Below are 26,310 nucleotides of genomic sequence, written 5' to 3' on the forward strand. Positions count from 1 at the left end.
GGAGATATCCTCTGAAATACAGCATCATGTTACTGATACTTGCTGCTGCGAGCGTATTGGTTTCTGTAACCACTTGGGATGTGATCGGCTGGTGGGCTATCCTACCATTTTATTTCGCAAGTTCCTTCATTTTTCTATCAGGAACATATGCCTGTTCTTCGCCCAAATTGTTAGGCAAAAGAGTAAATGGCGGTCGCACGGTGTTAGGTTTTCTGCTGTTTGCGCCTTATTTCCTTTTGAATACTGTAGCGTTTGGCTTGTACCGACGATTAAGCAATGAGCAAGCATTTGTGCAGGTTCTCCCAAACCTGTATTTTGGGCGTTGGTTGTCGTCTGAAGAATACCAGGATTGGACATTGGTGGTTGATCTGGCGTGCGAGTTCACGGCACCAGTATCTGTTCGAAGTCGATCAGGATATCGATCACTACCAGTGTTGGATGCGACCCCACCTACTTTCGAAGAACTGCAATTGGTGGTAAACTGGATAGCACAGTCAGTTGTGGATGGAAAAGTGTATGTACACTGTGCCTTGGGGCACGGTCGCAGTGCGTGTGTGGTGATTGCCTACTTGCTAAACATCGGCGTTGTTACAAGCGTCAAGGAAGGGGTACTACATTTGACAGCCCTCCGTCCTGGTGTCCGACTACATCCATCCCAGCGCCAGATTCTTAGCCGTTTGGTGCAAGAAACATCAGCCACGAGAAAACACCATGTGGATTGATGCAGTAGTCGATATCCCCAAATTTCCAAGGCCTGCAAGGCCGTCTGACTCCGTAAACGGCATCTGGTTTTTGAACACAGACTTTACCGCCCGATTTACACAGAAGATTGCTGGGTAATTCAATTCGTGAGACGGCGTTTCAAGTCGTCGCCAGCAAGGCCGCGAAGACTCAAAGAGATTCTGATGTTTAAAAACTCATGGCGGAACGCCCATGTTACATAGCGATAGATATGCGATTGTGTACCGCAGCGTTCGCAGTAAGAGAGTTTCTTAACCAAACAGTGATGATTCCTGCCAAACCTCCGAAATAACTAACATTGTGCATTGTTCCCGCTCGCACAAATCCCACATCGTCGATAATCTCATTTCCGTAGCGAAAAACCTGACCTGCGCTCTGCTCATCTACTGTGATAAAAGCGTAGATTAATGCAGCAATGCCACAGATCAGGGTGGTAGCAGCTACGATGAAATAACTGAGTAGAGTTTCCCGGAAGAAAGTTGATTTTTGACGAAAAAGCAGCCCCACTGAGATGAGGACGCTGCTGATAAAGAGCCCCATCCACCAGGCTGCTTTCCATCCCACGAGCGCCGCACCAATTCGATCTGGAACATCCGTTTGAATTAGAAATTGCTCGAACTTGTACTGGGTAAAATATTCCGGGCAGATGGTATAGGAAATCTGGTTATGCAGTGCACCATAAGTGCCTGCGGCCAAACAGGCAATTGCAACCAACACTGAAATCTGAAACAATCTAACCATGGGACGAACTTCCGTAATCCTGCGTCGTTTACCATTGTATCAGACAAACTGATGTGGCACGCAACGAACAGATTCAGGCTGCTTTGGCCTTGACGAAAATGCCCGATTCGGCGACAAGTCGCTTTCTCACCTGACTGGGTCGAACGGTATGTCTACGATTGGACTCTCCCTGATCATTCCTGCTTATAACGAGCAGGAAGTTATCCAGATTGCGTTACAGGAAGCCCACGCTGCCCTTACCCGCCTGGGGTGGGATTTCGAAATTATTGTGGTGGACGATGGCTGCACCGACCTGACCGTTCAGCGGGTGCGGCAAATGATGGTAGACTTATCCGGTATTCGCCTGTTGTCGCTGCCCTTTAATCAGGGTTATGGTGCTGCTCTGCGGACTGGGTTTTTGCAGGCCAGCAAGCAGTTTGTTGCCTTTACCGATGCGGATTGCCAGTTCTACATCGAAGATCTGGAACTGCTGATGAATCGCACGCACCTCGCCGATATTGTGGTGGGGAATCGGGCAGATCGACAGGACCCGTGGCTGCGCAAGTTTTATTCCCGCAACTATAACCGGCTGGTCCGCACCTTGCTGCGAACCCAGGTAAAAGATTGCGATTGTGCTCTTAAAGTGTTTCACAGTAATAGTTTGCGGCAAATTCTCCCTGCCACTGACGGCTTCTTCATCAATGCGGAAATGCTGTCCAAAGCCCACCAGCAACAGATGAAGATCGAACAGGTCGATGTACGTCATCGCCCACGTGCAGCGGGGGTCAGCAAAGTTTCGCTGATCGAAATCCCAAAAATTATGCTTAGGATTGCCAAATACTGGTATCAGAGCCGTCGCAAGCCGGTACCAGTGGCAGAAAATGTCTCCTACCTGGCCATTGGTGGGGAAATTGCCATTGAAGACGCCTACGGCATGGCCTGATTGTGGGAAATCAGCCCACCTGAAGGCACAATTTCGTAAAAAAGCTGGGTAATGGTACGCCAGCTCGATCAGCAATGAACCTTCGACCCGATTTTGTGCCCGAACGCACTTGCTGGTTCAATCGACTGCACCCGGTTGCCCGCACTTCAGCAATTGTGGTAACTGGTTTTACAGCAATTGTTTACGACAAATTTCCTTTGTTGTTTGCCACCTTTTCCCTTGCCACCATTGGAGCGGCAATTTCCATTGACAAACTGCGTTGGCTTGGCATTCGGCTGCTGGGGTTGACGCTTGCTATTGTGCCTTTTTTGCTTTACTTGATTCTTTACGTACCCGAAGCTGGTGCCCGACCCAGTTCATTTGCACCCCATGTTAGTTGGTACGGTGCTGAACAGGCGGGGAAAATGGTGCTGCGGATGACCACGCTGTTTTTGCTGGGCAGCACGCTGTTTGCTGGCAAACAGTTCGAACGACTAACGAAAATTCTCTCCCCACTGCCTGTGGTGGGGAAACTGGCCACCATGCCCCTGTTAACTCTGAATTATCTGCAGTTGTTTCTGAAAGAACTTTCACAATTGCGTATCTCCTTACGGGTGCGGGGTTTCCGCAACAAAATGAGCTGGCACGCCTATCACACGGCCTCGGCTGTGCTGGGTTCGTTGATAGTTCGCAGTGTCGATCGTGCAGAACGGGTGAACCATGCACTTCGGGCACGTGGCTTTACGGGCACTTTTCCCAACTGGGCCCCACCCCGTTGGCAGTGGGGCGACACCGTGACATTTGTTTTGTCAATCTGCTGTTTGACTGTTGTCTCCATCCAGAAAGCGGGGCTGCTCTAATGCACATTCAGGTGGAAGCCCTGCAATTTTCTTTCCCCAACGGCAAGCAATGCTTTGCTGGTGTCTCGTTGCAAGTGCCTGCTGGTCAGGCACTTGGGGTTGTGGGTGCGAACGGTGCCGGCAAGTCGACGCTGCTTTTCTGTATTGGTGGGATTCATCGTTGCCCCACCGGTATGGTGCGGATTGACGAACTCGACCTGGGCCTGCCGGAGCACCGCAAGCGTTTACCACAGTACGTGGGGATTGTGTTTCAGGATAGCACCGACCAGCTATTTTGCAGTTCTGTGGCAGAAGAAGTGGCCTTTGGCCCCATCAACCTGGGGAAATCGAAAGTGGAAGTTGCATCGGCAGTGGAACGCAGCCTGGCCCACGTCGGCATGTTGGAAGCAAAAGACCGTGTCCCACGACAGCTTTCCGGTGGGGAACAACGCAAAGTGGCCCTGGCCAGCGTACTGGCAATGGAACCACAACTACTGCTGCTGGATGAACCCACCATGTTTCTGGACCCACGCTCCCGCAAACAACTGGCAACAATTCTGAATTCGCTGGCGATTACGAAAATGGTGGCTTCCCATGACCTTGGGTTTATTCGGAAAACCTGCGAACGGGTAATCGTGCTGGATCAGGGAAAGATTATCCGCGACGGCCCCACTGATGTACTGGATGAACCAGAAATCCTGCAGATCCTCGGCCAGGATTAGAGTCATTTTTACATCATGATTGAGTTTGTCGGCCAACGGGGTTTACGGCGGTTCTATCTGTTTCATGCTGAACCAGAGAATTGGTGGCAGGAAACCCCTGAAAGATGATTACTGATCCGAAAAATATTCAGAAGATGCGTTTTCCGCGAGTTATTAGGTTGCTAATAAACGGATGCGGAGAACAACTGGGTAATCCCCGTTCAGCCAAGGTCGGGTGGGAGAACCAGGCCACTCATGGGATCGCTCATCACTGGAATACTGGGGATGGTGCGGAGCAGTTTGCCAGTTTTCGCATCAATGATCAACTCATCGCCTTCATCGTTGATTTTGATCATCACCACCTGCACACCATTAACTTCTGCAGCAGCCAGCCGAAACTTTTCGGGTAAGGCGGTGCTATCCATCGGATCGATCGGCAGCGGATTTGCCACAAGTTCAATCGGCCCATCAACAGGTGGGGGAGGAATTCTGCTCACGGAATAGTCCACATCGGACGAGTTGCACGTAAACATAAACAGTAACGCTACTGTGAAAGGCATCAGCAGCAGATACAGTTTCGATCGTGGGCTGATCATTCTGGCTCGGTTCTGTGATAATGTGGGTCTCATCGTTTACTCATTATTCGGTTGTGGCAGGCATGGATCAAACGTCTTGATCCAGAAGAGGGATTGCCCACAACGGTACACTCAAAAAGACGATTGAACTTCAAAGTTCTATCAGTCGCTAGCACTTCTACTGTTACATTCGCTGCAAAACTGACGATATTTCAAGAAATCTAAATAATTCATAGGAAGATCGAAATGAAGAAATGGTGAATTGCCGAGAGTGGGTGCACTATGCCCATCAGCCATTTTTGTCGGAAAATATTGCAATATGAAAATGCAATAATGTAATACGGTTATTGCAAGTATTTATTTGATAAGCACTTATGGAACAAGCAGCACAATATTCCTCCCGCACATGGGTGGGGAAGCAGCACCTGCATTTGGTAGAAACGGATAGCACCAATAATCGGGCGTTGGAGTATATTCACCAGCCTGATGCCCACGGATTGGTGATCAGTGCGGAGACGCAAACCAGCGGACGTGGGCAATATGGACGCACGTGGCAGGATGGCACCGGTCAGGCAGTGCTGCTGAGCGTTCTGCTCTATCCTTCCCAAATTATCCAGCGTGCCAGCATCATGACCGCCTACGGTGCGATTGCAGTCGCACAGACGCTGGAGCATTTCGTAAATGAAAAACCTCTCATTAAATGGCCGAATGATGTACTGGTGAATGGCAAAAAGGTGTGCGGAATCCTGCTGGAAGGTGGCACCACCCCGCACCAGGTGCCGTATGTGGTGATTGGGATTGGTTTAAATGTGCGGCAGACGCAGGCGTATTTTGATGCTGCAGGTTTGCCCCAGGGTGGATCGCTGCAAACCGTTACTGGAAAAGAACTTAAGACATCCGATGTGCGGGACTGCCTGATTGATCAACTGGATCGGCTTTACGGGGAACTTCAGGCACGTGGCCCCTGTGTTCTGGAAGAGAAATGGGTGGAATACACCCAGTTATCAGGAAGACAGGTCCAGGTCGTGCTGCACCGTGGGGATATTCTGGTGGGAATTCTCCACCAGCAGCAGTTCGGGCAGATCGTGGTGCGGCACCCCACGGGAATGTGGCATGGTGCACCAGAAGAGATTCGGAATATTTTTCTAATCAGATGAAAAGCATTCCGTAGCCAACATATAGATGTAGCCAAGTTTCGTTTTCGCGACATTTAGTCGAACCACATGTCATTTCGAAGGCCAGTACCAGCTAAAACTGCCTATTTTTTCCAATGGAAAGAAAGAAAAAGTATCGATTTTGCAAATTCCGGAAATTTTCCTTGCAGGAAGTTGCAGAATTGAGTAGACTGCTTTAGCTGGTAGGTTGGTCACTGTGGAAGATATGTTGAATCGAATTGTAAGACGAGACAGCTTCTCAGGTCGGGTTTCGGCCGCACATTGGAATCGGAACGAGTGAAGCAGGATTGTGTCACCGTGATTTTAATGAGTAGAGATGGTTACCCTTTATTGATTCCTCCTTTCCATCATTGAATGGTATGCAGTTACTGTGGTGTGGGCCTTGGACAGGTTCTGCATAGGGTACGGTGTGCTGAAGTTATGTAGTCGAGCCTTGACCGATTGATTAGTCGGAGTATTTTTGGCTGTTTCGTTTCTTGTTTGAAGGTTTTGTTGCAGTTACGGACTCGTAGTTTGGTTGCGAGCAGCAGAACCAGGAGCCCAAAGTGGTGCTCCGGAGTGTTTGAGATGGTGAATATTTATGTAGGGAATCTTTCCTGGAATTGCTCAGATGACGATCTGTTCCAATTGTTTTCGGAACACGGATCGGTCGAAAAGGCCCAGGTGATTCTGGATCGCGTGACCCGTCGGTCTCGCGGATTTGGCTTCGTAGAGATGCCAGATGGTGAACAAGCGACCGCAGCAGTGGCAGCATTGAACAACACCATGTTCCAGGGCCGTCCACTGACCGTGAACGAAGCCCGCCCGCGTGAAGCTGGTGGTGGCGGCGGCGGTTACGGTGGTGGCAGTGGAGGTGGTGGCGGCGGCTACGGTGGTGGCTCCGGTGGCGGAGGCGGCCGTGGTGGTTCCGGCGGTGGCCGTGGCGGTTCCGGCGGTGGCGATCGTGGTGGTCGTCGTGGCGGTTCCGGTGGCTACCGTGATCGTGGTGGTGATGGTGGCTACGGTGGTGGCTACTCTGGTTGATTTTTCTCCCACCTGACGAAAATATTCCTGCTACAATAACTCTTATAACCCGGCTGTTTGTTGCAGTCCGGGTTTTTTCCGTTACTGATTACTACTAATCAGCAATTTTTGTCTACATCGGGGAGGCTGACATTCTTTATGGCGAAGGAAGAATCGATTGAGGTCGAAGGTCGTGTCAAGGAAGCACTTGCGAATACTCAATTTCGGGTCGAATTAGACCTCGGGGGCGAAATTATTGCCCACGTTGCAGGTAAAATGCGTAAAAACTTTATCAAAATCATTCCAGGTGATCGCGTCAAGGTGGAAATCTCCCCTTACGATCTCACCCGTGGGCGTATTGTCTACCGGGCTCGTTAACCGGCTCTTTTGCCCCATGAGAAACTGTGTCAGCACCCATTCGTCGGTGCCAGGCGGTCAATTTGAAAAGAAATTCCCATGATCGCACGCTTCTGCTCCCGGCGAATGAATTCGCACTGGATTCCCGCGTGCGCGGGAATGACGATTGGATATTTCTTTGCTTCTTTGTGGTTTTGCGGTCAATTTGAAAAGAAATTCCCATGATTGCACGCTTCTGCTCCCTGCGAATGAAATCGCACTGGATTCCCGCCTGCGCGGGAATAACGATTGTTGCAATTTGATTTCTTGGCGACTTGGCGTCTTGGTGGTCAAATTTTCCAGTTCAAGGGTTATGTAAATGTCCGTGTCGCACGCTTCCGGCGAATGAAATCGCACTGGATTCACGCCTGCGCGGGAATGACGATTGTTGCTATTTGATTTCTTGGCGACTTGGCGGTCAAATTTTCCAGTTTAAGCGTTATGGAAATGTCCGTTTCGCACGCTTCCGCTCCCGGTGAATGAATTCGCACTGGATTCCCGCGTGCGTGGGAATGACGATCTGTTGCAATTTGATTTCTTGGCGACTTGGCGTCTTGGCGGTCAAATTTTCCAGTTCAAGGGTTATGGAAATGTCCGTTTCGCACGCTGCCGCTCCCGGCTCGTTTTGGCAAGTGCTTGGGAATAAGGATCAACTCAGGGCAGTTCACCTTCTGCCCACTATTGCCCACGGTGGGCGATTTGCAGTTATAATGAAGACGCGGTGTGGGTGCCAGCGCACCCTTTCCTAATTCCTTTCTAAGAGAAAAGTCATGTCGCAGCGAACGACCACTGAAATCGATCTGGATGAAGTGATGACCGCACGGACGCGTTACGCCTGGGGTGCCCACCTGGCAGGGGTTCTGGCAGCACTTTGCCTGGTGGTGCTGGTGGCAACTTTGTATCTTTTTGTAGATTTGCTGGCAGATCGTGGCGTTTCTGCCAAATATCGCGATCTCCGTGTCGCGGATCAAGACAAAGTTCTGGCACAGTGGGAGCAGATTCCTGCGGAACGGCGGGCCGAAATTGCCAAAGCACTAGGCCTGATCGAACAGGAAGCTGCCAATTCCACTTTTCATCTGGTTGTTCAGCCAGAATGCACCCCACCTGCACGCATGGAGGATTCAGAACAAATCCGACAGTGGGCGGAGAAGCATCAGCAGTATGGAGATGTTGTTTCCATCGCAGAAAATATTCTGCAGTACCGCATGGATGGGGTGTTCTACCAGCACATGGCCACGAAAGTCAATCTGGTTGCTGCAGAACGCTTTGCCGCAACAATTTACGTGCGTGAACAGGAACTGAGTTTCGATCATCATGCGATTCTGACACTGGCAAGCCACCACCATGATCGCACAGCCGGCTGGCTGGCACTCAAAATGGCCAAATGGTTCCCCTGGACCTGGAATGGCAGCCCCGCAAATGAGAAATATCTCACTGGCTTGCTGTTTTGTGCTACCACAGTGGTGGTTTTTGGACTGATCTTCCAGTTGCTGGGCAACTTTCTTGCTGCACGTGCTGCAAGTTCTGCTGCCTACGAACTTCGGCAGGCGGTTTATGCCCACACGGAAAGGCAAAGTTCGCTGAACATCGCTGCCCACCGTCTCGATCAGGCGGTGCGCGTCTTCAACCGCGAAATTGATCAGTTCAAAGCGGGCCTCAGTTACCGCTACAGCCACGATGCCTATTCCATTACCAAAGTGGTGCTGCTGACCGCACTGGCACTGGGGATTCATCCCTGGATGACGATTGCTTTTCTGGCGTTTTCCATCATGGTGGGTATTGTGGGGTGGTTATTGCGTCAGGCCGCACAGCAGCAGGCACGCGATTCCCGCCGCACGATGCTGAAGCTGCAATCGATCCTTACCGAAACGCTGGTGCAGATTCGCCTAGTGAAAGCCTATCTAATGGAAAAATTCAACGAAGATCGGCTGGAACGGCAATTGCAGGACTATCAGCGTGCGGAACAGACCCAGAATCGGCCAATCCACATTTATCGGCCTTTTCTGCTAAGCATTGGCTTATTAGGCTTAATTACCATGGCCTATCTGGGTGGACGGGTACTGTTAAATGAAGGGCTGACGTTGGCAGGTTTTGCCGTATTGTGTGTCTGCCTGGGGGCAGTCTTTCTGCCGATTCGGGCCTTGTTTGCTGGCCGTAAAGTGCTGCGGGAAGCTGCAGCAGCACGCACCCACCTGGAAGAATATCTCAGCCAGCGGGATGAAATTGAAACCTATCCGGAAGCGGAATATTTTGCTGGCCTCACCGGTTCCATTGAATTTGACGAAGTAACGGTGAAGCACCCCGAAGCGGATCGCAAAATTCTTGCCCGCCTGCGTGCGGAAATACCCGCAGGTGGGATCACGGGGATTGTGGCATCAAACGTCGAAGAGCAGGTGGCACTGGTGTACCTGTTGCAACGGTTTATCGATCCCGATGCGGGTGAAATCCGCTTCAATGGCAGAAACTACCACTGGTACACGGTAGAATCTCTGCGGGCTCAGGTTGGAGTGGTGCTGCAAAACGCCCTGGTGATTAACGATACAGTTTTCAACAATATATCCGGTGGCGATCCTGGCTATGGCGAACAGCAGATTATGGCGGCTGCAAAAATCGCTCATGCCCACCATTTCATCCAGCACCTGCCCCAGGGTTATCAGACACCGATTGGCCAGTTGGGGCATTACCTCAGTACCGGGCAGAAGTTTCGCATCGCATTGGCGCGGGCGATTCTGCGCGATCCCAGTGTGTATGTGATTGAAGAGCCTGCAGATATGCTGGATGAGGAAACCAGCCAGTTTTTACGCGATACTTACGCTCGAATTGCCCGTGGGAAAACGATTATTTTTCTGCCCCACCGCATGCAGACCATTCGCGATTGCGATCAGATATTATTGTTACACCACGGCAAAATTGAAGCGAAAGGCAGCCACCGCGATCTGATTTCGAATAATGAACTGTATCGACATTTGTATTATTTGGAATTCAATCCATTTGCAGACCAGGCTGCAGTGGCAACGGACGCAACATGAATTTTCAGACGGAACTTTCTGCAGCAATGGAAGCTGCCCGACGTGCAAGCGACTACTTGCAGAACGCCTATCGGGAATTTATCGCCATTCCTGATGCTCCGGTAAATATTTCTACTGAAGCGGATCGCAAATCGCAGGAATTGATTCTGCACTTTCTGCACGATCAGTTTCCCAACGATGGCCTGTGTGGGGAAGAAAACACCGCATTACGCACCACGGTGAATGGTGGGGCAGCCCCAGAACGCTGGTGGGTGGTGGATCCGATCGATGGCACCCGTGGCTTTGCCAAAAAGAACGATCAATTTTCTGTGATGATTGCCCTTCGCGAACAGCAGCAAATCCTGGTCGGGGTGGTGATTGAACCAGCGACTAATCGCCTGACCTACGCCAGTCTGGGCAGTGGTTGCTGGTTTCAGGTGGGGGACAATGCCCCACAACGCTGTGCGGTGACCACTACAAACGTGATTTCAAAGGCGGTACTGGCGATGAGCCACCTGAAACCGGGTGTGGAGCATCGCCTGTTGAACATGATCCCCCACCGACAGGTGCTGGAAACCTATTCGGCGGGCATCAAGCTGGCGATGGTTGCCCGTGGCGAAGCGGACTGTTACCCCAACGACTACGCAGCAATTTCCGACTGGGATTTGTGTGCGGGCCATCTGCTGGTAACCGAAGCCGGTGGGGTGTTCACCACGTTCCGTGGGGAGCCACTTGTCTATGGTCAGCCCAATTTCTGTATCAATCAGCCCACCATTGCCTCCAATGGACTGTTACACGAACAACTGTTGCATGCCGTTCGCCACTGGGAAGGATAGCCAATGTTACGATTGCTGATTGTTTTCACACTGCTGCCACTCTCTCCTGCTGTGGGGGCAGAAATTTCGTTCGATGAAATCAATATTCGCCTCGGACGTGCCTTCCAGATAGCCCGCGAGGCCAACGACCAGAAGAAAATCGAACGGCTGTTTCTCTATCGCGATCAGTTGAAAGGTGCGTGGGAGCGACAGGACACCATCGCCATCCCACGATTGCTGGTGGAGATGGAAGAACTGGTCGATGTGGAAAACAATGGCCGGGCGATGTATGGCCTTCCCGTGGCAATGATTTCTCGTGCGATGAAAGAGAAGTCCGTACCACTGAACGCCAAACTTACTGAAGCGATGAATGCAAACCAGCCCGATGTGGTGGCAGATCAGATTCGCAAAATGAAAGAATTATTGGGTGATCAGGCAGGTCTGCCAGATGTCCGCATCAAAGGGCACCTGGAATTACCACGCCTGATCCCACAACGCGATATTGTGGACCTGTTCATGGCTTTGCTGGATGAAAACCCCCGCTCTCGCCAGTTGATCAGTTCCGGAAAACCGATCCTCGGTTATATGCCACGTGCGTATGCCTCGGTTGTCCGTGGCTGCATCATGATTCGGCCACTGGTGCAGAAATATCACCCCGACAAGCTGGCTCAACTGGACGCACTGATCACCGGTGCGTGTCAGTCGATGCTGGCATTGCAATCCCCCACTGGGTTTTTCCACTTTCCTGATCTGCGTGGACAAAGCATTCGCTTCGGCGACATGATAACAAAGTTGTTATTAACTGATCCGGATGCCGTGAAAGATGGCTGGGTCGTTGTGGAAGATCCGGAAGGTGGCAGCCAGTTTGATGCCGGTGAATGTGGGATGTCGCTGTTGCTGGCAGGCCAGACCTTCAAAAAGGATGAGTGGCTCGCAGCGGGAATCAAAGCAGCCGATTGGTGCCTGAAAGCACCAATGGTGGCGAACTTCAATTACAATTCGTTTTCCGTCAGTTTGCTCTGTGCGGCTTACCAGCACACCAAAAAGCAGGAATACCTGACAGCTGCGACCACGAAGTACCACATTGGGGTGGTTTCTGGCCAACTGTCAAACGGCCGTTGGATTGATCCCCACAATGCTCGTGCTGTCTATATGACCATCATGGTGCGGTCGCAGCACGATCTGGCCGAATGTCTACCAGATGGGAAGGATCGCGAGATGGTGATTTCTCAGGCAGCCAGCACAATTGCCAGTTTACTGGATGAAGCGGAGAAACTGGGCCCGCCGATCTCCGGAAATACGTTGCAGGAACTGATTCGACACGCACGCTTGAACAAAAAAGCAGACAAACGCCTGCCCGAAGCCATCAAACGGACGTTGAATGGTGGCTATTTGCGTTGCAATCCGGGTAAAAAGGTGCGTTCTGCGACGCCACTTCCTGAACTGAGTGCCGCCGCTCTGTATACAGAAGGCGTCGAAAGTAAACAAAAGTAGACAAATCGAAAAGTAAAAGCACCTAATCTGTTCAAGATGACACAATGAACATGGTGTCACAATTCGGAATTTGCCGACGTAAACTCTTTCCAAGTAAGGAGTTTACGCATTTGCAATTGACAACATTTGAAATGGTTAGTAAGATAGTAATGTGATTGTGGGTGAGTTTTATCATCAAATGTTCACACATTGAAGCCAGTTCCTGCGGATGCACGTTAGGATGATGCACCTTCGGGTCGGGTCGTGCGTTCTTTTTGGTGTGTCAGAATTCTGAAATTGGCGGCATCCTCTGCTGCCCACCTGCGATGGCACTTGTAACTGGTTTTGTATACTATTGTCAGTTAATCAGTTCAAAAAGTGCAATTGTTCTACAAAAATATCCCCTACCAACATTGATTGGGGACACAGCATGCAGAACAATAACAATGTGCCTCCCGATGCACAAGGATCTTTCGGGCTAAGCGTTGTATGGACACATCAAACTAACCTTACACCACGTATTGTGTCGAGTGAGTGCTTGATTTATGACTCTCGATGAACTCAAAGCCTCCAGTCGCAAAGATTTGCTTCAATTCGCCCGGGAATTGTCCATTGTGGGCATCAATTCCATGGCTAAGCCCGATCTGATTAAAGCAATCAGTCGCATTCTGAAAAAAGAACAGCGTGCGAAAGACAAAGAAAAGGCTGCCAAAGCGAAATCTGCAAAAACTGCTGAAGCCAAAGCCGCACGAAACGGCAAAGCCTCCCACGCGGAACCTGTCAAACCAGTGAAAGTGGTGGAAGAACCAGCACCCACGCGAAAAAAACCTGCCCCAGCCAAAGGCACCCGCGTTGCAACACCACCTTCCGCCAACGGCAGCCATTACATGCGGAACAACAATACTCTCGTGGGTGGCCATCCGAAAGATCGTCTGATTGTCATTGTTCGCGATTCCTACTGGCTGCAGGTCTGTTGGGAGCTTTCCGACCAGTCTCTACAGCGTGCGGAAGCCGCCTTGGGACAGGATTGGCACGGTTCCAAGCCGATTATTCGAGTCTTCGATGTCAGTGCGAACGACACCACCAGCACCGCAGAAGCAGTGGTGGCCGATGTGAACATTCATGGTGGCTGCAATACCTGGTACATCGAAGTCCAGAACCCACCCAAATCGTATCGGGCAGATATTGGCTACATTTCCAAACGTGGCCAGTTTTACGCCTTGGTGCGTTCCAACGTGGTCAACACACCAAAACCTGGTGCGGTGGAAGGGTTGGACGATGCCTGGGCCGATATTGACGCCAAACAGGCCGACCGATTGTATACGCTGACCAGCACCGATGAATCGTCGCCGGGTGATAATCAACTGCTGAAGGAATTCTTCGAAGAACGCCTGAAACGCCCGATGTCTGCTCCCACCATTTCGACACCGTCTGCAATTCGCGATCGCAAGTTCTTTTTCCAACTGGATGCGGAACTGATTGTATTCGGCAGCACCGTACCGGGATCGAATGTGACCATTCAAGGCGAGCCGATCAAACTTCGTCCGAATGGCACCTTCATGATGCGGTACAGTTTCCCCGATGGTCGCCAGATTTTACCTGCCACCGCTGAAACGATGGATGGTATGGAAGAACGTCGGATTGTGCTGGCTGTCGAACGGAATACAAAGGAACTGGGAGCCCTTGCCCAGGATACCGCAGATAATTAATTCTCGAACATACTTTTGCATTTGTTTTGCATCGAGCCGAGTTAATCTCGGCTTTTTTCATATCCCATACTTCAATCCGCCTTTCGAAACAGTGACAAACTTCAAATCACTGGCACACCAGGGCCTCATTAAACACACTTTTTCTTGTCCCCAAATTTTGTCACCGGGTAGTAACACTAAGAAATTTGACCGTGGGGAATAAGATAGTGCGGGTAGCTCTCCAATACAATCAAGGATCGGCACCATGAGTATCATCGGCATCGACCTGGGCACCACCTACTGTGCGGTGGCCACACTGGATGATCGAGGGCAGGCAACCTCTTTGCCCAACCACGATGGTGAAATGCTGACCCCTTCGGCTGTGATGCTGGTGGATTCCACCAAAGCAGTGGTGGGACAGGCCGCACTTGACGTGGGCCTCGAACAGCCAGACCGGGTGGCCACTCTGATCAAACGCCGCATGGGTTACGATTCTTTCCCGCACGCAGTGGCTGGCCGCGTTTTTCGTCCCGAAACTCTCTCCGCAATTATCCTGCGAAAGCTGATGCTCGATGCGTCTGCCCGCATCGGCCCGGTGCAACAGTGCGTCATTACCGTGCCTGCTTATTTTGACGATACCCGACGCAAAGCCACCAAAGACGCGGGCCAGATTGCCGGTCTGGAAGTGCTGGATATCCTCGACGAACCTTCCGCCGCCGCCCTGAGTTACTCCTTTCAGCACCGCGAACAGGAGTTAAAACTCCCACAGACGGTGCTCGTTTACGATCTAGGTGGGGGAACCTTTGACGTGACGATTGTCCGTCTGACACCCAAAAAGTTCCACGTGCTGGCCATCAAAGGCGATGTCCAGCTTGGTGGGCGGGATTGGGACCATAAAGTGGTGGAACATGCCGCTCGGCTGTTTCGCGAAAAGTTCGATGAAGACCCACTGAGCGATCCCCAGGCCACGAACATGCTGTATGCGGCAGCAGAGCGGGCAAAACGCACGCTCAGCAAGCTCGACCAGGCCACCATCACCTGCAATCACGCAGGCCGAAAATTGACGGTAACCCTTACGCGGCAAGAGTTTGAGGCGTTAACCAGCGAACTGCTGACACGCACGCGGCTTTCGGTAATGGCTGCCATTCGCGATGCGGGAATGCAGTGGCACCAGATCGACCGTGTCCTGATGGTGGGTGGCTCCACGCACATGCCTTCGACCAAAAAAATGTTGCTGGATCTCAGTGGCAAAATGCCTGATCAGTCGCTGGCTGTCAGCGAAGTAGTTGCCCGTGGTGCCGCACTGCACGCGGGTATTCTGCAGGCCAAAAATGCTGCCCGCAACGCACCCCAGGTGACGTCCCGTAGTCCTCTGCAGGACATTGTGGAAATCCGTGTCAATGCCCACGGCCTGGGCATCGAGGTGCGGAAAGATGAAGAACGCCTGAACGATCAATTGATCCCACGGAACAGTCAACTGCCCGCCTCTGCCACGCGGGTGTATTACACAGTATCACCAAATCAGTCCCGCGTTCGTGTGCGGGTGCTGCAAGGCGATGCCGTGCAGGCCGAAGGGTGCATTCCGGTAGGGGAATGCTGGATTCAGGGCTTACCAGAAGCCCTGCCAAAGGGTTCCCCCATTCAGGTGAAGTGCTCCGTGGGCGAAAATGGGATTATTGAAGTCACCGCACTGGATATGACCAGTGGCAGGTCCGCACGTGCCGAACTGGTGCGAAGTTCTGGCTTATCGGCCGATCAACTGGCCACAGAAAGCGAATTTGTACAGAATCTGGTCATCGAATAGAGAAAATGAGTGAGATCTTAATGAGTTTTCGACTGTTGGTGCGGCACTGGCACCCGAAGACGCCTGTTAGAATGACGGAAATAGCACGCACTGAGACAGATCGAGATCAGCAGAACGATCAAACCAATTTCCAGATCAAAAGCAAATGCCAGCACCGTTCCTGATGCGAGGAACAGCACTGTCACTAGAAAAATGAAAATCCGCTCAGAATTCATCGGCTCGCCACACATAAATTATGGAAAAGTGGGCGAGCAAGTAACAGCACCAGGAATTAATGAGAATTACTTAATCTGTTCGACCACAGGCACCACCGGACGATAGGTGGGGGAAGAATAGTTGAAGTTCTTCTGCGGCCCAGGGTTACCGGGAATCACTTCATCACCAGCAGGGATGACCCTTTGAATGATGATGGAACAGCCACGGTGGTGGGTTTGGTTTAACTGTACGGTGATTTCCCCACGTCCCGCAGTGGCGTTGTAATTAACACTCTGCACCACGGCGGTTTCGGATTTCGGATTTCGGCCGGTGATGGTACTGAATGTGCCATCAATAAATCCGAACTGTGGTTCATAATCGACCATCACCCGGCTGCCGATCTGTAATTGCCAGGGTTGGTTGTCATATTCGCCGTAAAGCGATGTCCCATTCAAACCCATCGCTGGAATGGCAAGAGTGTACGTACCCGGACCGTCTGGTTCTGGCCCAGCAGCAAGCACCGGATTCCCATTGAAAGCAACTGGCTCGAAGGAGAAATTCGCCGACGAGGGTGATGCCACCGAAGTATTGGTGGTGGTTCTGGTCAGGCGGGTGCGGTCAACGATCGAGAAGAACTTGTGCCGCACATTGCTGCCATCATCAATGCCCAGTTCGCGACCTAACCGTGGGCGGTTCGCATCGGAATAGGGTCCATCGTTTTCTACTTCAAAATACCCCACGGTGGCCCACACCGCAAAGGTATTGCTGCGGGTAGTGAAGTTGTTCATGATTGTCTGCAGCATTTCGTACTTGGCGTAAGAATCCGGTGCAGCAGGATCGTAGAAATGCCCACCAAAGATCGTGCGATCAACACCCATCCCCTGGGGATATTGGGCATCGGTAGAAGGAGCCGCAATCGGAGACATGGAACCGAAAATCGGCCGATCCTGACCTTGAACAAACTTCAGCGGATTCCCACCCCAGCGGTTCTGGTTCAGGCGAGCCCATGCCACATCAACGGCGGCCGCATCGTAACGGAAGCCACCACGGTTGGCTGCTGAAGTTCCTGAATTGTTACTGAGTCGTCGTCCGGTTGCCGCTTCAAAGATCCGTTTGTTATAAACGGTGTTGATGTTGATTTTGCCGGGAACTCGCCCGCCGTCACCCACACCATGAATCCTGCTGGGTGGGGCAAACAGATCCATTGCACGGTACAGGCGGGTACCATTATCAAACCAGGGGGCCTGATAATTCCACCGCACCGGGTAAGGTGGTGCAGCCGGCACCTGGAAGTAGTTGTGGGTCAACAATGTCGGGCTGACAGCAGAAACATGCACCAGTTCAGCCGGACTGGCAGGCACGCGATCCAGATGCACGCACCAATCGAATGGATATTTCAACGTCTGAGTAGTCGTTGGGTCTGCAGGATCTTCCAGGTTATGGCGACGGAAGGTATTGTTGGCCCAATCCATTAACGGAGCAGCCATTCCATTTAAGGTGGCTGGTCGCTGACGGAAACTATCGTTGAATTCTAATCGAGCATCATAGGGCTGACGACGACCGAATGAGAATGTTTGCTCCCAAGGAGTAGCAGGATTTCCGCCGTTTACAGGACCCATATTGTCATGTGTGATGCGACGATTCACCATGCCAGGATCGGTCATTACATAATCCACCGTGATATATGGATTTGTTGCCGGGTTAAATGGCAAATGCTGATTCATTAAACGGCGTAACACAATGATCGGATAGTCTCTATTGGCTGCAATCGCTGCAGTATTCGTTGTGGTATTTGAAACCCGATACAAGAGATTATCGCACTTCGCATCTGCTGCCAAACCTGATGCATCTCCAAGATTATCATCAGGACCAGCAATAAAGAATGCATTTCCAGAAACTGGTGATCCGATATTTGGCGGCACCATTACTGGAGTATTCCCAGGATTGCGAAAATAATTGGTGGAGGTTGTAGGATCATAAGGAATATCTTGGGCTACGCCTGAAGAAGCAGGATTACCAGGATCCTGAATACGAGCCATGACAGATGTTGGACGACCAGTGGAATTATTCAGATCTCTTAAGGATTCATCAATGGTAACAGCTGCACCTCCATCGGGTCGCATTAATACGATTTGATAAACATCCTGATTGCCATCGTTGAGAATGGCATTCCCACCATCAGAAAGGTGGCCCAATTCAAACTGATTCTGCGGAGTAAGTGGATTGTGTAATTCAACCCACACTTTCACATCGTGTGCTCGACTTGCGAATGAAGGACGCCCTTTCGGTGGATTCACAACACCGTTATCAGGATCGGGTGGAACAGAGCCAGGATAGTTGTGATTTCTCAAATAGATGTATGTTTCATTGATTACAAGACGATTCAACTCTGTGCCAAAGACATAAGTCGAAGTATCCGCTGGATCAGCAAGAGCGAACGTTGGGTTCGGTACGCGGATATCGCGTGCCCATTGATAGGGGGTAATGTAGTCATCGTTGTCAATGTAATCGACAATGTTGACTGCAATCTGTGCCAGATAACGCAATGCATTGACTTCATCAGTATTATTCGCGGACAAGACATCCACGGGTTGACGCATGCCTGTGGCAGCAATCAACGCAATATAAACGTCATCTACTAAACGAATCCGATCAGCCAATGCACGGGCATATTGGCCAGCATTGAGATTGGTCTGTGTATATGGCAGATTGCGATCAGTCCGAAAATCAGTTAATGGGCGGTAAAGATCAACCGTGCCAAGCATACTGACCCACGATTGGAGGTTATTATTCCAATCTCGTTGAGTTCCACCAGTTGCCGAAAAATCAAATGGTCGTGGTGGTGCTACCGGGAAAGGTTGACCGGCAGGTAATGAGTAATCCGGAGGCAAACTACGTGCATACCATGGTGTGCCACCTGGACGTTGTAGATCATTACTGATCGTGGTGGTGTAGAATCTAGGATTACCGAAAGTATCGTTTTCAAAAGTCCATGGATGCAAACCAGCAGTAAAACTTGTTGCACCTGTACTCATCGATCCGGCAAAGGAATTCAATGCCAACGTGGCAACATCCGATTGGTTGTAGAAATCGGGATCGAGCTCCTGAAAACGTCGATTTAAGAAATATAGCTCTTGTGCACCAAACGATCGCATAATTGTTGGAAATGCATCGGTCCGACCCAGTTTTGAAGACAGGTAAGGGTTATAGAGAGACGGATGTCGAACTCGCTCGTTGCCAGTTCCATTGTGATATCGGTTATTCGGATCATAAGTACCAGGCCCCGATTGTGGAGGCCCCCAGATGGCGAACTGGTCAAATCGACCAGCAGCACTCGCAGGCGGCGCCCACTTAGTAGCAGCCACATTTTGACTCAACGGCACACCATCAAAATCGACTGGGGCATAAAAATGTGGCAGACTACCACTGCTGGGTGATGGGACAGTAGAATCATCTGCATAGGTAGTATAATTCTTCTGGTTAGGTCCACCAGTCGGATCCGTTGTGGGGGTAATATAACCATAACGGCCACTAACGGTACTGGAAGTGTTGCCTCGAAGCAGCAAAGATACCTGCCCTGAATCGCCACTGGTAGCTGTACCTCGACCGAGCACAGCCGACATATCCACTTCCCAAGGCCCCCATCCCTGATTCATGCCCACAACTGTAGAGCCAGAAGAAGCATAACGCATGTTGGCAGAAGTATTCAGATTGATACGGCCATCAAGATCAGCAATCAAAAATGCAACCAGTGGTTTATATTTCTTTCCACGCCAGGTGCGTACGGGTAAGTCCAGATCCATCCAGAGACTATCCAGTTGTCTGCCAATCGCCTTGTTTTCAAGATTTTCGACATCACCGTAATAAGTCACACCATTCACCACACTCGCTTGAGGAAGTGGAAAGCGAGGATGTTCTTGTGGGCGTGGGCGCAAGATTGATAATCGACCTTGGGCGTTTGTCCAGTTTAAGTTTCCAGGATTCAATGCCCATGGATCTGCTTGTGTTGGAGCGCCAAACATCCATGGACGATGGTACGATGGCATTATTACCTGACCAGTTAGCCAGTCGATCGCTGCCAGGTAAACGTTGTTTTCGTCAGGGTAAGTATAATTAGGATTATGGGGCCAATATTGTCCGGTCATAGGTGCTGCCGGCGACAAACGAGCCGTACCTGGATATTCCGGATCTCGCAATGTTGGGGTCGTTGTGTTACCATCCCATGTGTAATTAATCATGTTGAAATCAGGAGATGTGCGGTTGCGACCAATACCAGCATAAGGTGTTAATCCGGCGTTCGGATCGATCGTACTGGGATCAGTCATTTTCATTCCGTACATCGCTCGAGCCAGACTGTGGCCACGAATGCCCACGTAGACACCTGAAGCATCGTTGGGGGCATCGTAGACTACGTAGCCGAGTGCTGTATTGAAAATATCGCCCGGATTTGGTGGGGCTTCGTCGCCTGCACCCAGTCTGGACGTTGGCCGAACACCGGTATGACCGCCGTAGGCAGCCTCGCGGTGAATTTTGGCACTTTCAGAATAGTTCTGAGAGGATAGAAGAAAGGTTAAGCCCACCACAAAGAACAGGGCAATAAAGACCACCACGATGACCGTGATGGTACCACGTCGCGAACGCGCTTGCAAAAGTGAATTGTGTAACATGTATCATACTCCATCGGGCAATTTTAATGTTCTATCTTGTATCGTTTGTTGCTGGGCAGTTGGCCTGAACTCACCCAAGCATTGTTATCTGTCCTGTGCGGGCTTGAGCCCCTCTTGTTCGCTTCCATCCTAGTGGAACAGATTCCCAATTACACTTCTTGCACAATGGTGATCTGCCGTGCCTGGAATGTTTTCCGATCCCAAATTCGAATCTTGATCTGGATTGCTCGGATATTCAAACGATGGGGTGGCAAATTAGGCGCACTATTACCTATTAAATTCCTTGACATTTCATCTTGATTATTCCAGTCAATATTTTCATTAGGTATATTAATGTATGTCTGGATACCTTCATACCTTGTACCAGCTCGATACCATGTATCGAAAATTCGACGCTGACCCGTTAGTGGTAATGGAGGACTTCCGAGAGGATGTTGACCGTTTCCCCAGCCAGTGGCTACCGGCGGCAAATCATCAAATGGAAAATCAGAATTCTCGATGGTAGTTGACGATAGTGGATCGAGAAATGATGTTCTAGGGTTGTACGGTGCATAAATGAATCCTGTAACCTGAGGACCTATCAACCAAGTCGGCTTGATTTCAAATGACAAAACATCCACAAGCAGAATATCGTCGCCTGTTGCTAAACCAGAAACAGGGTCAATCGTTGGAGTGAAAGTAATGCGACGATTGGGCCAGGCTGCCTCCACAGGACTATTCAAACGTAGATTCAGTGCACTCGCTGGAATTGAAGTGGCTGGTTTGGGCGTTCCTGCCATATTGAATGTTGTACCTGGTCGGGTCAGTGGAGTAGCACTGATCATTGGATTCAGTGCCACATACTGATCGGGGTTTTCCACAACAACATCACGTGCTTCCGGCATCAACAACCGAGATTTGCGACGCAGACTGTAAAGTTGCAATCCACCGGGGGTCGTTTCTCCTGCAATCGGCTCCAACCAATAAGCCAGTTCTGCCCAGGTGCTGTAACAATTCAAAGAATTATTGCGAGGGAATGGATTACATTGGGATAATAACCCGACTACATCAGCATCAGTTATTCTCACAGGATTAGATGTCGGTTCTCGATAGATGACCCGATTCTGGTTTGGTAATGCCGGATCAAAACGGGTTGATTCACAGAAGAGCTCTGCAGATGCCCCCATTGGCACCTGCACGGTAAACGACATCCGATGGTCAATAGCGCGGGTAGACCAGATACGTTCAGGATCATAACCCTCGATCGTTGCTGGAGCAGCACTACCTTGTTCCAGATAGAAATATCCACCTTGTGGTGGTCTCCAGCCAATTCGATCCATTCGTTGATCGCTCAATCGTGGACCTGAAAACCCAGACTCGAACGGGCCCTGAAAGTGATTGCTCGCGAGATCTCGCTTGATGACTGTAGAAGCGGATCGCAGGCGATCCTGCAGTAACCCTACGGATCGCAGCTTACTGAAGGTATCCAGTCCACGACCAAAGCCCACGGAAATCAAGGCCATGATGAACAGGCAGAGTGCCGTGGCCACCATCATTTCCGTGAGGGTGAACGCATGCCGGATTTTGAATTGACTGCCTTGGTTGATACGCATCTCTAACTACCTCCCGGCCGTTTCGAACTTATTTCAGGGCTTGGGCAAACATTGTAAACAGTAACTCTTCTGATCAATCACCCACGTTGGCACGTGCAGAAATTGTGCCACGATCAAATACTTCTGCCAGATGCTCCATCACAATAATTCTGGCTAAATAATTTGGTGGAGCAGTAACCCCTCCGGGCATGTTGTACCTTCGTAATGGAGGATAGATACCAATGTCCAATAATTTTTGACTGCCATTATCTCGTTCATCAAGACTGGTTACTCGGTAAAAATCAGTAATAGGTTGTGGAGCGCCTTCTGCTGTTGAAGCAGTCAACATTACCCAAGTTCCCTTGCGTAGCGGTGGGCGACCCGTTGGAGTAATGTCAATCGTTACGGTGTTGACTTCGTTACTGATTGGATTGGTCACATTCACAGAATACGGTAACTCCTGTGCCGGAATATCACTGACTGGTCTACCATCGAAGACCAGAATCGTCATATTGACTTCAGAACGATTGCTGTTTTGTTTCCGTTGGAGCATCCAGGTCACGTTATAACGGCTGCCACGATCGACTTGCCCAGCAGATGTATCTGGAAGGCCATCTTCTGTATAGCCAATATCGTCTAATAGTGTTGCCATGCGGGTTGCAAGAATAGGCGGCAACGGGCCACCAGTATTTGCCTGCAGCGTTCGGCGAGGGAGCCAAGGCAGGTTAGCGACAAAGTTTTGGTCTGAAGAGCCACCACGCACGTTCCAGCCAATCGGATCGATCAATACTGGGTTACTGGGCCCTGGATTTCTACGCTGTGCCTGATAAGCAGGTCCATTTGTTGGATCAGACACAATGAGTGCACTGACTTGGGCAGGACTTGCAAAAGGCCCAGTAAGGGATGGAAAATCCATCGCCAGCAATGCTGGTTCAGAGAAAAAAGTTTGGGATTCACCGCTGTCGCCAACTAATTCACGTATCGTACCATCAGTGTTCTGATAGGCACCCTTCCAAACATTCCGCATCACCACATCGGCGTTGCTGGCGGCCTGGGCACAGCGCTCATCTTTGACGGCACGCACCATATTCATGGCACCGACAGGGAAGAATGCCATTACCGAAAGCATGCCCAGTGCCAGAATGAAGATGGCAATGAGCACCTCCATGAGGGTGACAGCCGGTCGATGATGTGTATTCTGCTTCATGAGGTACTCCCTCGTATCCTGTTAACATTGAAAACCAGAGATCGTCGAAAGGTCTTTATTTTCGACCGCGACTAACGCCGTCGGTTCACAAAACCAATTTCCAACCAGGCCGTTTGTATTATTCGCAACTGGGGGCGATCTACCAAAAAAATTATAAACCCGATCCTGCACCATCTCTGGTAAAGAGAAAAGGATCTGCCCCTTCCGCGACAGGATGGGTAATAATCTGACCCGAGTGGGTATAGATAACGACCAACAGTGGCTCTCCCGCACCATCTTCCTCTGGTTCTACATAGAGAATCACTTTGCCACTTCCTTGATCTGCTACCAGACCTCCAGAGTTGAACAAGACATCCATGCTGCGACCAGTCCAATTACCAGGTTGACATGATGGAATCCGGATGCGCACCCTGGGTGGTAACTGCATATGGGTTTCGCCAATCAGTTCTGTAGGTTGGCGTAACACTCGATATCCATCAGTAATCGTCAACGATGATCCACCTTTGATTTGCTGTGAAAGAAGCACTTGAGTAGGAGCCAATGCGATTCCCAATGAATTGTGATCAAGAATCTGGCTGATAAACCCACCACCATAAGTCACTTCAAGAAAATCTCCTGCCCGAACGCCGTCCCAGATCTGGCCTCCAGATAAAGAAGCAATCGATGCTGGGGGCACACCTGCAATCGGTGGGGCTGGAGAAATGGTAACACTGGTACCTGTCGGAGGCAGAAACGGTTCGGGCTGCTCGATATAAGCCATTTCGGTACAAAGATTAGGATCTTCTAATGAAGCGTAAAATCGCACGCCACGTGGGGCCTGATCGCGGATCGCACGCTGTTTTGCAAGCGACAGATAGCCCTGAACCTGATTGGTGCCTTTGGTGGTATTATCCCGCTGACGCAGGGCAGGCAGCACCAGGGCAGCCAGAGCCATAATGGCCAGCATAATCGAAATGGCGACCAGTAATTCTATCAGCGTGAATGCTGAACGGGGTGCGGTTGAACGTTTCATGTTAGTTTTTCCCACCTTGATCTGCTAACTGGTAGCTGGTGACATCGTCATCATCGTAAAACCGGCTGTTCGGGCCAGCAGAATACATAAAGGGCGAGCGATTGCGACCATCGAACGTGTGCAGCAGAGTTTGCGCTGTGGCTTTTGATGCCCAGTTCTGGAGCAATTTCCCTTCCGGGTCTTCATTGTCTTTGGCAGTACCTGCTGAGCGAGTGTTGAACAACTGAAGTTGCTGATCGTAGTAAGGGCTGGCAGTCCAGCGGGCGAAACCGATCGGATTGCCCCACGGATCAATAAAGACCTTGAATTGTTTTCCGCCAACATCAATGTTCTTGGAACCGCCCCCACCGAGCAGTGATTCGGCATTGCCTGCCACCCCACCGCGTGACTGAGCCAGAGTCATCATCAAGAGAGCTGCCGATTCTGCTTCCGTGCCGCCCGGTGTTGCAGTCGCACCACTAATCGAGTTAATAAATGCAGTCTTTGGTGGATAGCCGTAGGCAGTAAAACTACCATTGCGAACTTCGTCAAAAGACTGCGGAAATTCCTGTCTCAAACGAAACTTAATATGTAATACTCGTGCTCGGACATTATCATTTCCCGCGAGAACTCTAACGGGCTCCGGTATGGACTCTTTCTTTGCAACGTCAACTACTGCTTTCCATTGGGCACTGAAATCGCTTTGTAATTGCATCATTCGCTGTTCGGCAGTTTTCTTTTCCTGCGAGCCTTTCATGCGGAAGATGGCGGTGGCAGCCAACGCACTGATGGCTGCGATAATTGCAATCACCACCAGCAGTTCCAGCAGGGTAAATCCGTTTCTAGGCTTTTGATTCGTTTTCATCAATCGGTCTCCTGCCGGAATTACGGATTAGCGGACAACATTTTCTGTGCGAAGTTGGCCAGATCGTCCCCACCAGCCTGACCCGTGGAGTAAACCCCGGTACCAGGTGTCCAGTTGGGTGTAATCACGCAGCCGAAGGCCCGGTTTTTACCCGCAGAAATAATCTGGTGCGAGTGGCTGTTGACGAACTTTGTGGTTGTTTCCAGCATTGGCTGGACGTTCTGGCCACCGACTGGGTACCCACCTGTGGAATTGCCATAGTAAACACCATGGGAGCCAAAATCGTTGCCATTCTTCATGCTGAAGTAGGCATAAGGCGTGCCCCACGGATCGATATATTCACCTGCTGCATTGAATTTGTTGCTCTTGATATCCATGAAGAGATTTCGGTTACCAGAGCCACCGAGGGGATTGGTGGAACTAGGTGAAAATCCCATATAAGGATTCGGCGTAACATAAGGACCGCCCGTCAGAAAGAACATTAAGGTCTGGTTCCCATTTAATCGAACAGTTGCAGTAGTCGGAAAAGTGTAACCGGATGCAGCCCGTCCAAAGACCTTTTTCAGATACGTGAAGGATTCTCGTTCTGGAATGTTACCTTGATTGTAAGTTGGCTGGAGCCAGATACCCGCTGGGATATACTGCACGTTGTAGGTGCTCTTGAAGTTAGCAATCGCACTGTCCAGTTGGGCAATGTCGTTGCGAGCTTCCAGGCGAGGACCGTAATCCCGGAATCGCTGGATTGCGGGAAGGGTAATTCCCATGAGGATGCCCAGGATGGCAATAACCACCAACAGTTCGATGAGGGTGAATGCCGCACGGACGTTTTTGACGGTGAAGACGGGATCGGTCCTGAACATTTGTTATCTCCAGTGAATCGGCGTGGGGGTTGTCAATTCTTGCCCCACGCGGAAGTCCTTATAAATCCTGCAATTATCATCCAGAAATCGGGCGA

21 protein-coding genes are annotated in these 26,310 nt (G+C 50.6%); 13 read left to right on the plus strand and 8 right to left on the minus strand.

The features are described 5' to 3' along the window. The first annotated feature begins 26 nt into the window (after positions 1-26). Complete coding sequence (locus R3B84_17005) at positions 27-722, plus strand: dual specificity protein phosphatase family protein (protein ID MEZ6142260.1); 696 nt, start codon at positions 27-29, stop codon at positions 720-722. A 214-nt stretch (positions 723-936) separates the two neighbouring features. Here the strand turns inward: R3B84_17005 and R3B84_17010 are convergent, their stop codons facing one another. Beyond that, entirely contained in the window at positions 937-1,458 is a 522-nt protein-coding gene (locus R3B84_17010) for a hypothetical protein (protein MEZ6142261.1), read from the minus strand. 172 nt (positions 1,459-1,630) lie between these two features. On the opposite strand from R3B84_17010, the gene R3B84_17015 reads away from it, so the two are divergent. The 3 genes from R3B84_17015 (at position 1,631) to R3B84_17025 (ending at position 3,944) form a co-directional block, all read left to right on the plus strand. Next, on the plus strand, positions 1,631-2,404 hold the full coding sequence (locus tag R3B84_17015) for a glycosyltransferase family 2 protein (GenBank protein MEZ6142262.1): 774 nt from the start codon (positions 1,631-1,633) through the stop codon (positions 2,402-2,404). Positions 2,405-2,478: 74 nt separating this feature from the next. Continuing rightward, positions 2,479-3,243: an energy-coupling factor transporter transmembrane component T gene (locus R3B84_17020; GenBank protein MEZ6142263.1), complete on the plus strand. Its 765-nt coding sequence runs from the start codon at positions 2,479-2,481 to the stop codon at positions 3,241-3,243. Next, on the plus strand, positions 3,243-3,944 hold the full coding sequence (locus R3B84_17025) for an energy-coupling factor ABC transporter ATP-binding protein (GenBank protein MEZ6142264.1): 702 nt from the start codon (positions 3,243-3,245) through the stop codon (positions 3,942-3,944). The genes R3B84_17020 and R3B84_17025 overlap by 1 nt, the downstream gene beginning before the upstream one ends. 200 nt (positions 3,945-4,144) lie before the next feature. Here R3B84_17025 and R3B84_17030 read toward each other — a convergent pair whose 3' ends face one another. Next, positions 4,145-4,552, minus strand: coding sequence for a hypothetical protein (locus tag R3B84_17030; GenBank protein ID MEZ6142265.1), 408 nt, complete (start codon positions 4,550-4,552; stop codon positions 4,145-4,147). A gap of 320 nt (positions 4,553-4,872) precedes the next feature. On the opposite strand from R3B84_17030, the gene R3B84_17035 reads away from it, so the two are divergent. The 9 genes from R3B84_17035 to R3B84_17075 all read left to right on the plus strand — a co-directional run bounded on the left by R3B84_17035 (position 4,873) and on the right by R3B84_17075 (position 16,023). Then, the gene (locus R3B84_17035) at positions 4,873-5,655 is read left to right on the plus strand and encodes a biotin--[acetyl-CoA-carboxylase] ligase (GenBank protein ID MEZ6142266.1); all 783 of its coding nucleotides are present in this window, start codon (positions 4,873-4,875) and stop codon (positions 5,653-5,655) included. A gap of 585 nt (positions 5,656-6,240) precedes the next feature. Then, the gene (locus tag R3B84_17040) at positions 6,241-6,696 is read left to right on the plus strand and encodes an RNA-binding protein (GenBank protein MEZ6142267.1); all 456 of its coding nucleotides are present in this window, start codon (positions 6,241-6,243) and stop codon (positions 6,694-6,696) included. A gap of 138 nt (positions 6,697-6,834) precedes the next feature. Further along, entirely contained in the window at positions 6,835-7,053 is a 219-nt protein-coding gene (gene infA, locus R3B84_17045) for a translation initiation factor IF-1 (protein MEZ6142268.1), read from the plus strand. 788 nt (positions 7,054-7,841) lie between these two features. Next, complete coding sequence (locus R3B84_17050) at positions 7,842-10,100, plus strand: ABC transporter ATP-binding protein (GenBank protein ID MEZ6142269.1); 2,259 nt, start codon at positions 7,842-7,844, stop codon at positions 10,098-10,100. Continuing rightward, complete coding sequence (locus R3B84_17055) at positions 10,097-10,915, plus strand: 3'(2'),5'-bisphosphate nucleotidase CysQ (protein MEZ6142270.1); 819 nt, start codon at positions 10,097-10,099, stop codon at positions 10,913-10,915. The genes R3B84_17050 and R3B84_17055 overlap by 4 nt, the downstream gene beginning before the upstream one ends. Before the next feature lie 3 nt (positions 10,916-10,918). Next, on the plus strand, positions 10,919-12,388 hold the full coding sequence (locus R3B84_17060) for a hypothetical protein (GenBank protein MEZ6142271.1): 1,470 nt from the start codon (positions 10,919-10,921) through the stop codon (positions 12,386-12,388). A 524-nt stretch (positions 12,389-12,912) separates the two neighbouring features. Continuing rightward, a complete protein-coding gene (locus R3B84_17065) occupies positions 12,913-14,076 on the plus strand; it encodes a DUF4912 domain-containing protein (GenBank protein MEZ6142272.1) in 1,164 nt (387 codons plus the stop codon). A gap of 244 nt (positions 14,077-14,320) precedes the next feature. Then, the gene (locus tag R3B84_17070) at positions 14,321-15,859 is read left to right on the plus strand and encodes an Hsp70 family protein (protein MEZ6142273.1); all 1,539 of its coding nucleotides are present in this window, start codon (positions 14,321-14,323) and stop codon (positions 15,857-15,859) included. Positions 15,860-15,864: 5 nt separating this feature from the next. Next, positions 15,865-16,023 carry a hypothetical protein gene (locus tag R3B84_17075; protein MEZ6142274.1) on the plus strand — a complete coding sequence of 53 codons (159 nt, stop codon included), beginning with the start codon at positions 15,865-15,867 and terminating at the stop codon, positions 16,021-16,023. A 117-nt stretch (positions 16,024-16,140) separates the two neighbouring features. Here the strand turns inward: R3B84_17075 and R3B84_17080 are convergent, their stop codons facing one another. From R3B84_17080 to R3B84_17105, 6 genes are all read right to left on the minus strand, one after another. Then, entirely contained in the window at positions 16,141-20,721 is a 4,581-nt protein-coding gene (locus R3B84_17080) for a hypothetical protein (GenBank protein ID MEZ6142275.1), read from the minus strand. Positions 20,722-20,870: 149 nt separating this feature from the next. Further along, a complete protein-coding gene (locus R3B84_17085; protein ID MEZ6142276.1) occupies positions 20,871-22,313 on the minus strand; it encodes a hypothetical protein in 1,443 nt (480 codons plus the stop codon). A 73-nt stretch (positions 22,314-22,386) separates the two neighbouring features. Continuing rightward, positions 22,387-23,499 carry a hypothetical protein gene (locus R3B84_17090; GenBank protein MEZ6142277.1) on the minus strand — a complete coding sequence of 371 codons (1,113 nt, stop codon included), beginning with the start codon at positions 23,497-23,499 and terminating at the stop codon, positions 22,387-22,389. A gap of 151 nt (positions 23,500-23,650) precedes the next feature. Beyond that, positions 23,651-24,511: a prepilin-type N-terminal cleavage/methylation domain-containing protein gene (locus R3B84_17095; protein MEZ6142278.1), complete on the minus strand. Its 861-nt coding sequence runs from the start codon at positions 24,509-24,511 to the stop codon at positions 23,651-23,653. 1 nt (position 24,512) lies between these two features. Next, positions 24,513-25,355, minus strand: a complete 843-nt coding sequence (locus R3B84_17100; protein ID MEZ6142279.1) for a prepilin-type N-terminal cleavage/methylation domain-containing protein — start codon at positions 25,353-25,355, stop codon at positions 24,513-24,515. Positions 25,356-25,375: 20 nt separating this feature from the next. Then, positions 25,376-26,215: a type II secretion system protein gene (locus tag R3B84_17105; GenBank protein ID MEZ6142280.1), complete on the minus strand. Its 840-nt coding sequence runs from the start codon at positions 26,213-26,215 to the stop codon at positions 25,376-25,378. Between the last annotated feature and the right edge of the window lie 95 nt (positions 26,216-26,310).

The organism is Zavarzinella sp., from assembly GCA_041399155.1.
Lineage (GTDB): Bacteria > Planctomycetota > Planctomycetia > Gemmatales > Gemmataceae > JAWKTI01.

What these genes read in the sequence shown, in the direction of transcription:
- R3B84_17005 (MEZ6142260.1), top strand. Translation starts at nt 27, where the DNA reads ATGTTACTGATACTTGCTGCTGCGAGCGTATTGGTTTCTGTAACCACT.
- R3B84_17015 (MEZ6142262.1), top strand. Translation starts at nt 1,631, where the DNA reads ATGTCTACGATTGGACTCTCCCTGATCATTCCTGCTTATAACGAGCAG.
- R3B84_17020 (MEZ6142263.1), top strand. Translation starts at nt 2,479, where the DNA reads ATGAACCTTCGACCCGATTTTGTGCCCGAACGCACTTGCTGGTTCAAT.
- R3B84_17025 (MEZ6142264.1), top strand. Translation starts at nt 3,243, where the DNA reads ATGCACATTCAGGTGGAAGCCCTGCAATTTTCTTTCCCCAACGGCAAG.
- R3B84_17030 (MEZ6142265.1), bottom strand. Translation starts at nt 4,552, where the DNA reads ATGAGACCCACATTATCACAGAACCGAGCCAGAATGATCAGCCCACGA.
- R3B84_17035 (MEZ6142266.1), top strand. Translation starts at nt 4,873, where the DNA reads ATGGAACAAGCAGCACAATATTCCTCCCGCACATGGGTGGGGAAGCAG.
- R3B84_17040 (MEZ6142267.1), top strand. Translation starts at nt 6,241, where the DNA reads ATGGTGAATATTTATGTAGGGAATCTTTCCTGGAATTGCTCAGATGAC.
- infA (MEZ6142268.1), top strand. Translation starts at nt 6,835, where the DNA reads ATGGCGAAGGAAGAATCGATTGAGGTCGAAGGTCGTGTCAAGGAAGCA.
- R3B84_17050 (MEZ6142269.1), top strand. Translation starts at nt 7,842, where the DNA reads ATGTCGCAGCGAACGACCACTGAAATCGATCTGGATGAAGTGATGACC.
- R3B84_17055 (MEZ6142270.1), top strand. Translation starts at nt 10,097, where the DNA reads ATGAATTTTCAGACGGAACTTTCTGCAGCAATGGAAGCTGCCCGACGT.
- R3B84_17060 (MEZ6142271.1), top strand. Translation starts at nt 10,919, where the DNA reads ATGTTACGATTGCTGATTGTTTTCACACTGCTGCCACTCTCTCCTGCT.
- R3B84_17065 (MEZ6142272.1), top strand. Translation starts at nt 12,913, where the DNA reads ATGACTCTCGATGAACTCAAAGCCTCCAGTCGCAAAGATTTGCTTCAA.
- R3B84_17070 (MEZ6142273.1), top strand. Translation starts at nt 14,321, where the DNA reads ATGAGTATCATCGGCATCGACCTGGGCACCACCTACTGTGCGGTGGCC.
- R3B84_17075 (MEZ6142274.1), top strand. Translation starts at nt 15,865, where the DNA reads ATGAGTGAGATCTTAATGAGTTTTCGACTGTTGGTGCGGCACTGGCAC.
- R3B84_17080 (MEZ6142275.1), bottom strand. Translation starts at nt 20,721, where the DNA reads ATGTTACACAATTCACTTTTGCAAGCGCGTTCGCGACGTGGTACCATC.
- R3B84_17085 (MEZ6142276.1), bottom strand. Translation starts at nt 22,313, where the DNA reads ATGCGTATCAACCAAGGCAGTCAATTCAAAATCCGGCATGCGTTCACC.
- R3B84_17090 (MEZ6142277.1), bottom strand. Translation starts at nt 23,499, where the DNA reads ATGAAGCAGAATACACATCATCGACCGGCTGTCACCCTCATGGAGGTG.
- R3B84_17095 (MEZ6142278.1), bottom strand. Translation starts at nt 24,511, where the DNA reads ATGAAACGTTCAACCGCACCCCGTTCAGCATTCACGCTGATAGAATTA.
- R3B84_17100 (MEZ6142279.1), bottom strand. Translation starts at nt 25,355, where the DNA reads ATGAAAACGAATCAAAAGCCTAGAAACGGATTTACCCTGCTGGAACTG.
- R3B84_17105 (MEZ6142280.1), bottom strand. Translation starts at nt 26,215, where the DNA reads ATGTTCAGGACCGATCCCGTCTTCACCGTCAAAAACGTCCGTGCGGCA.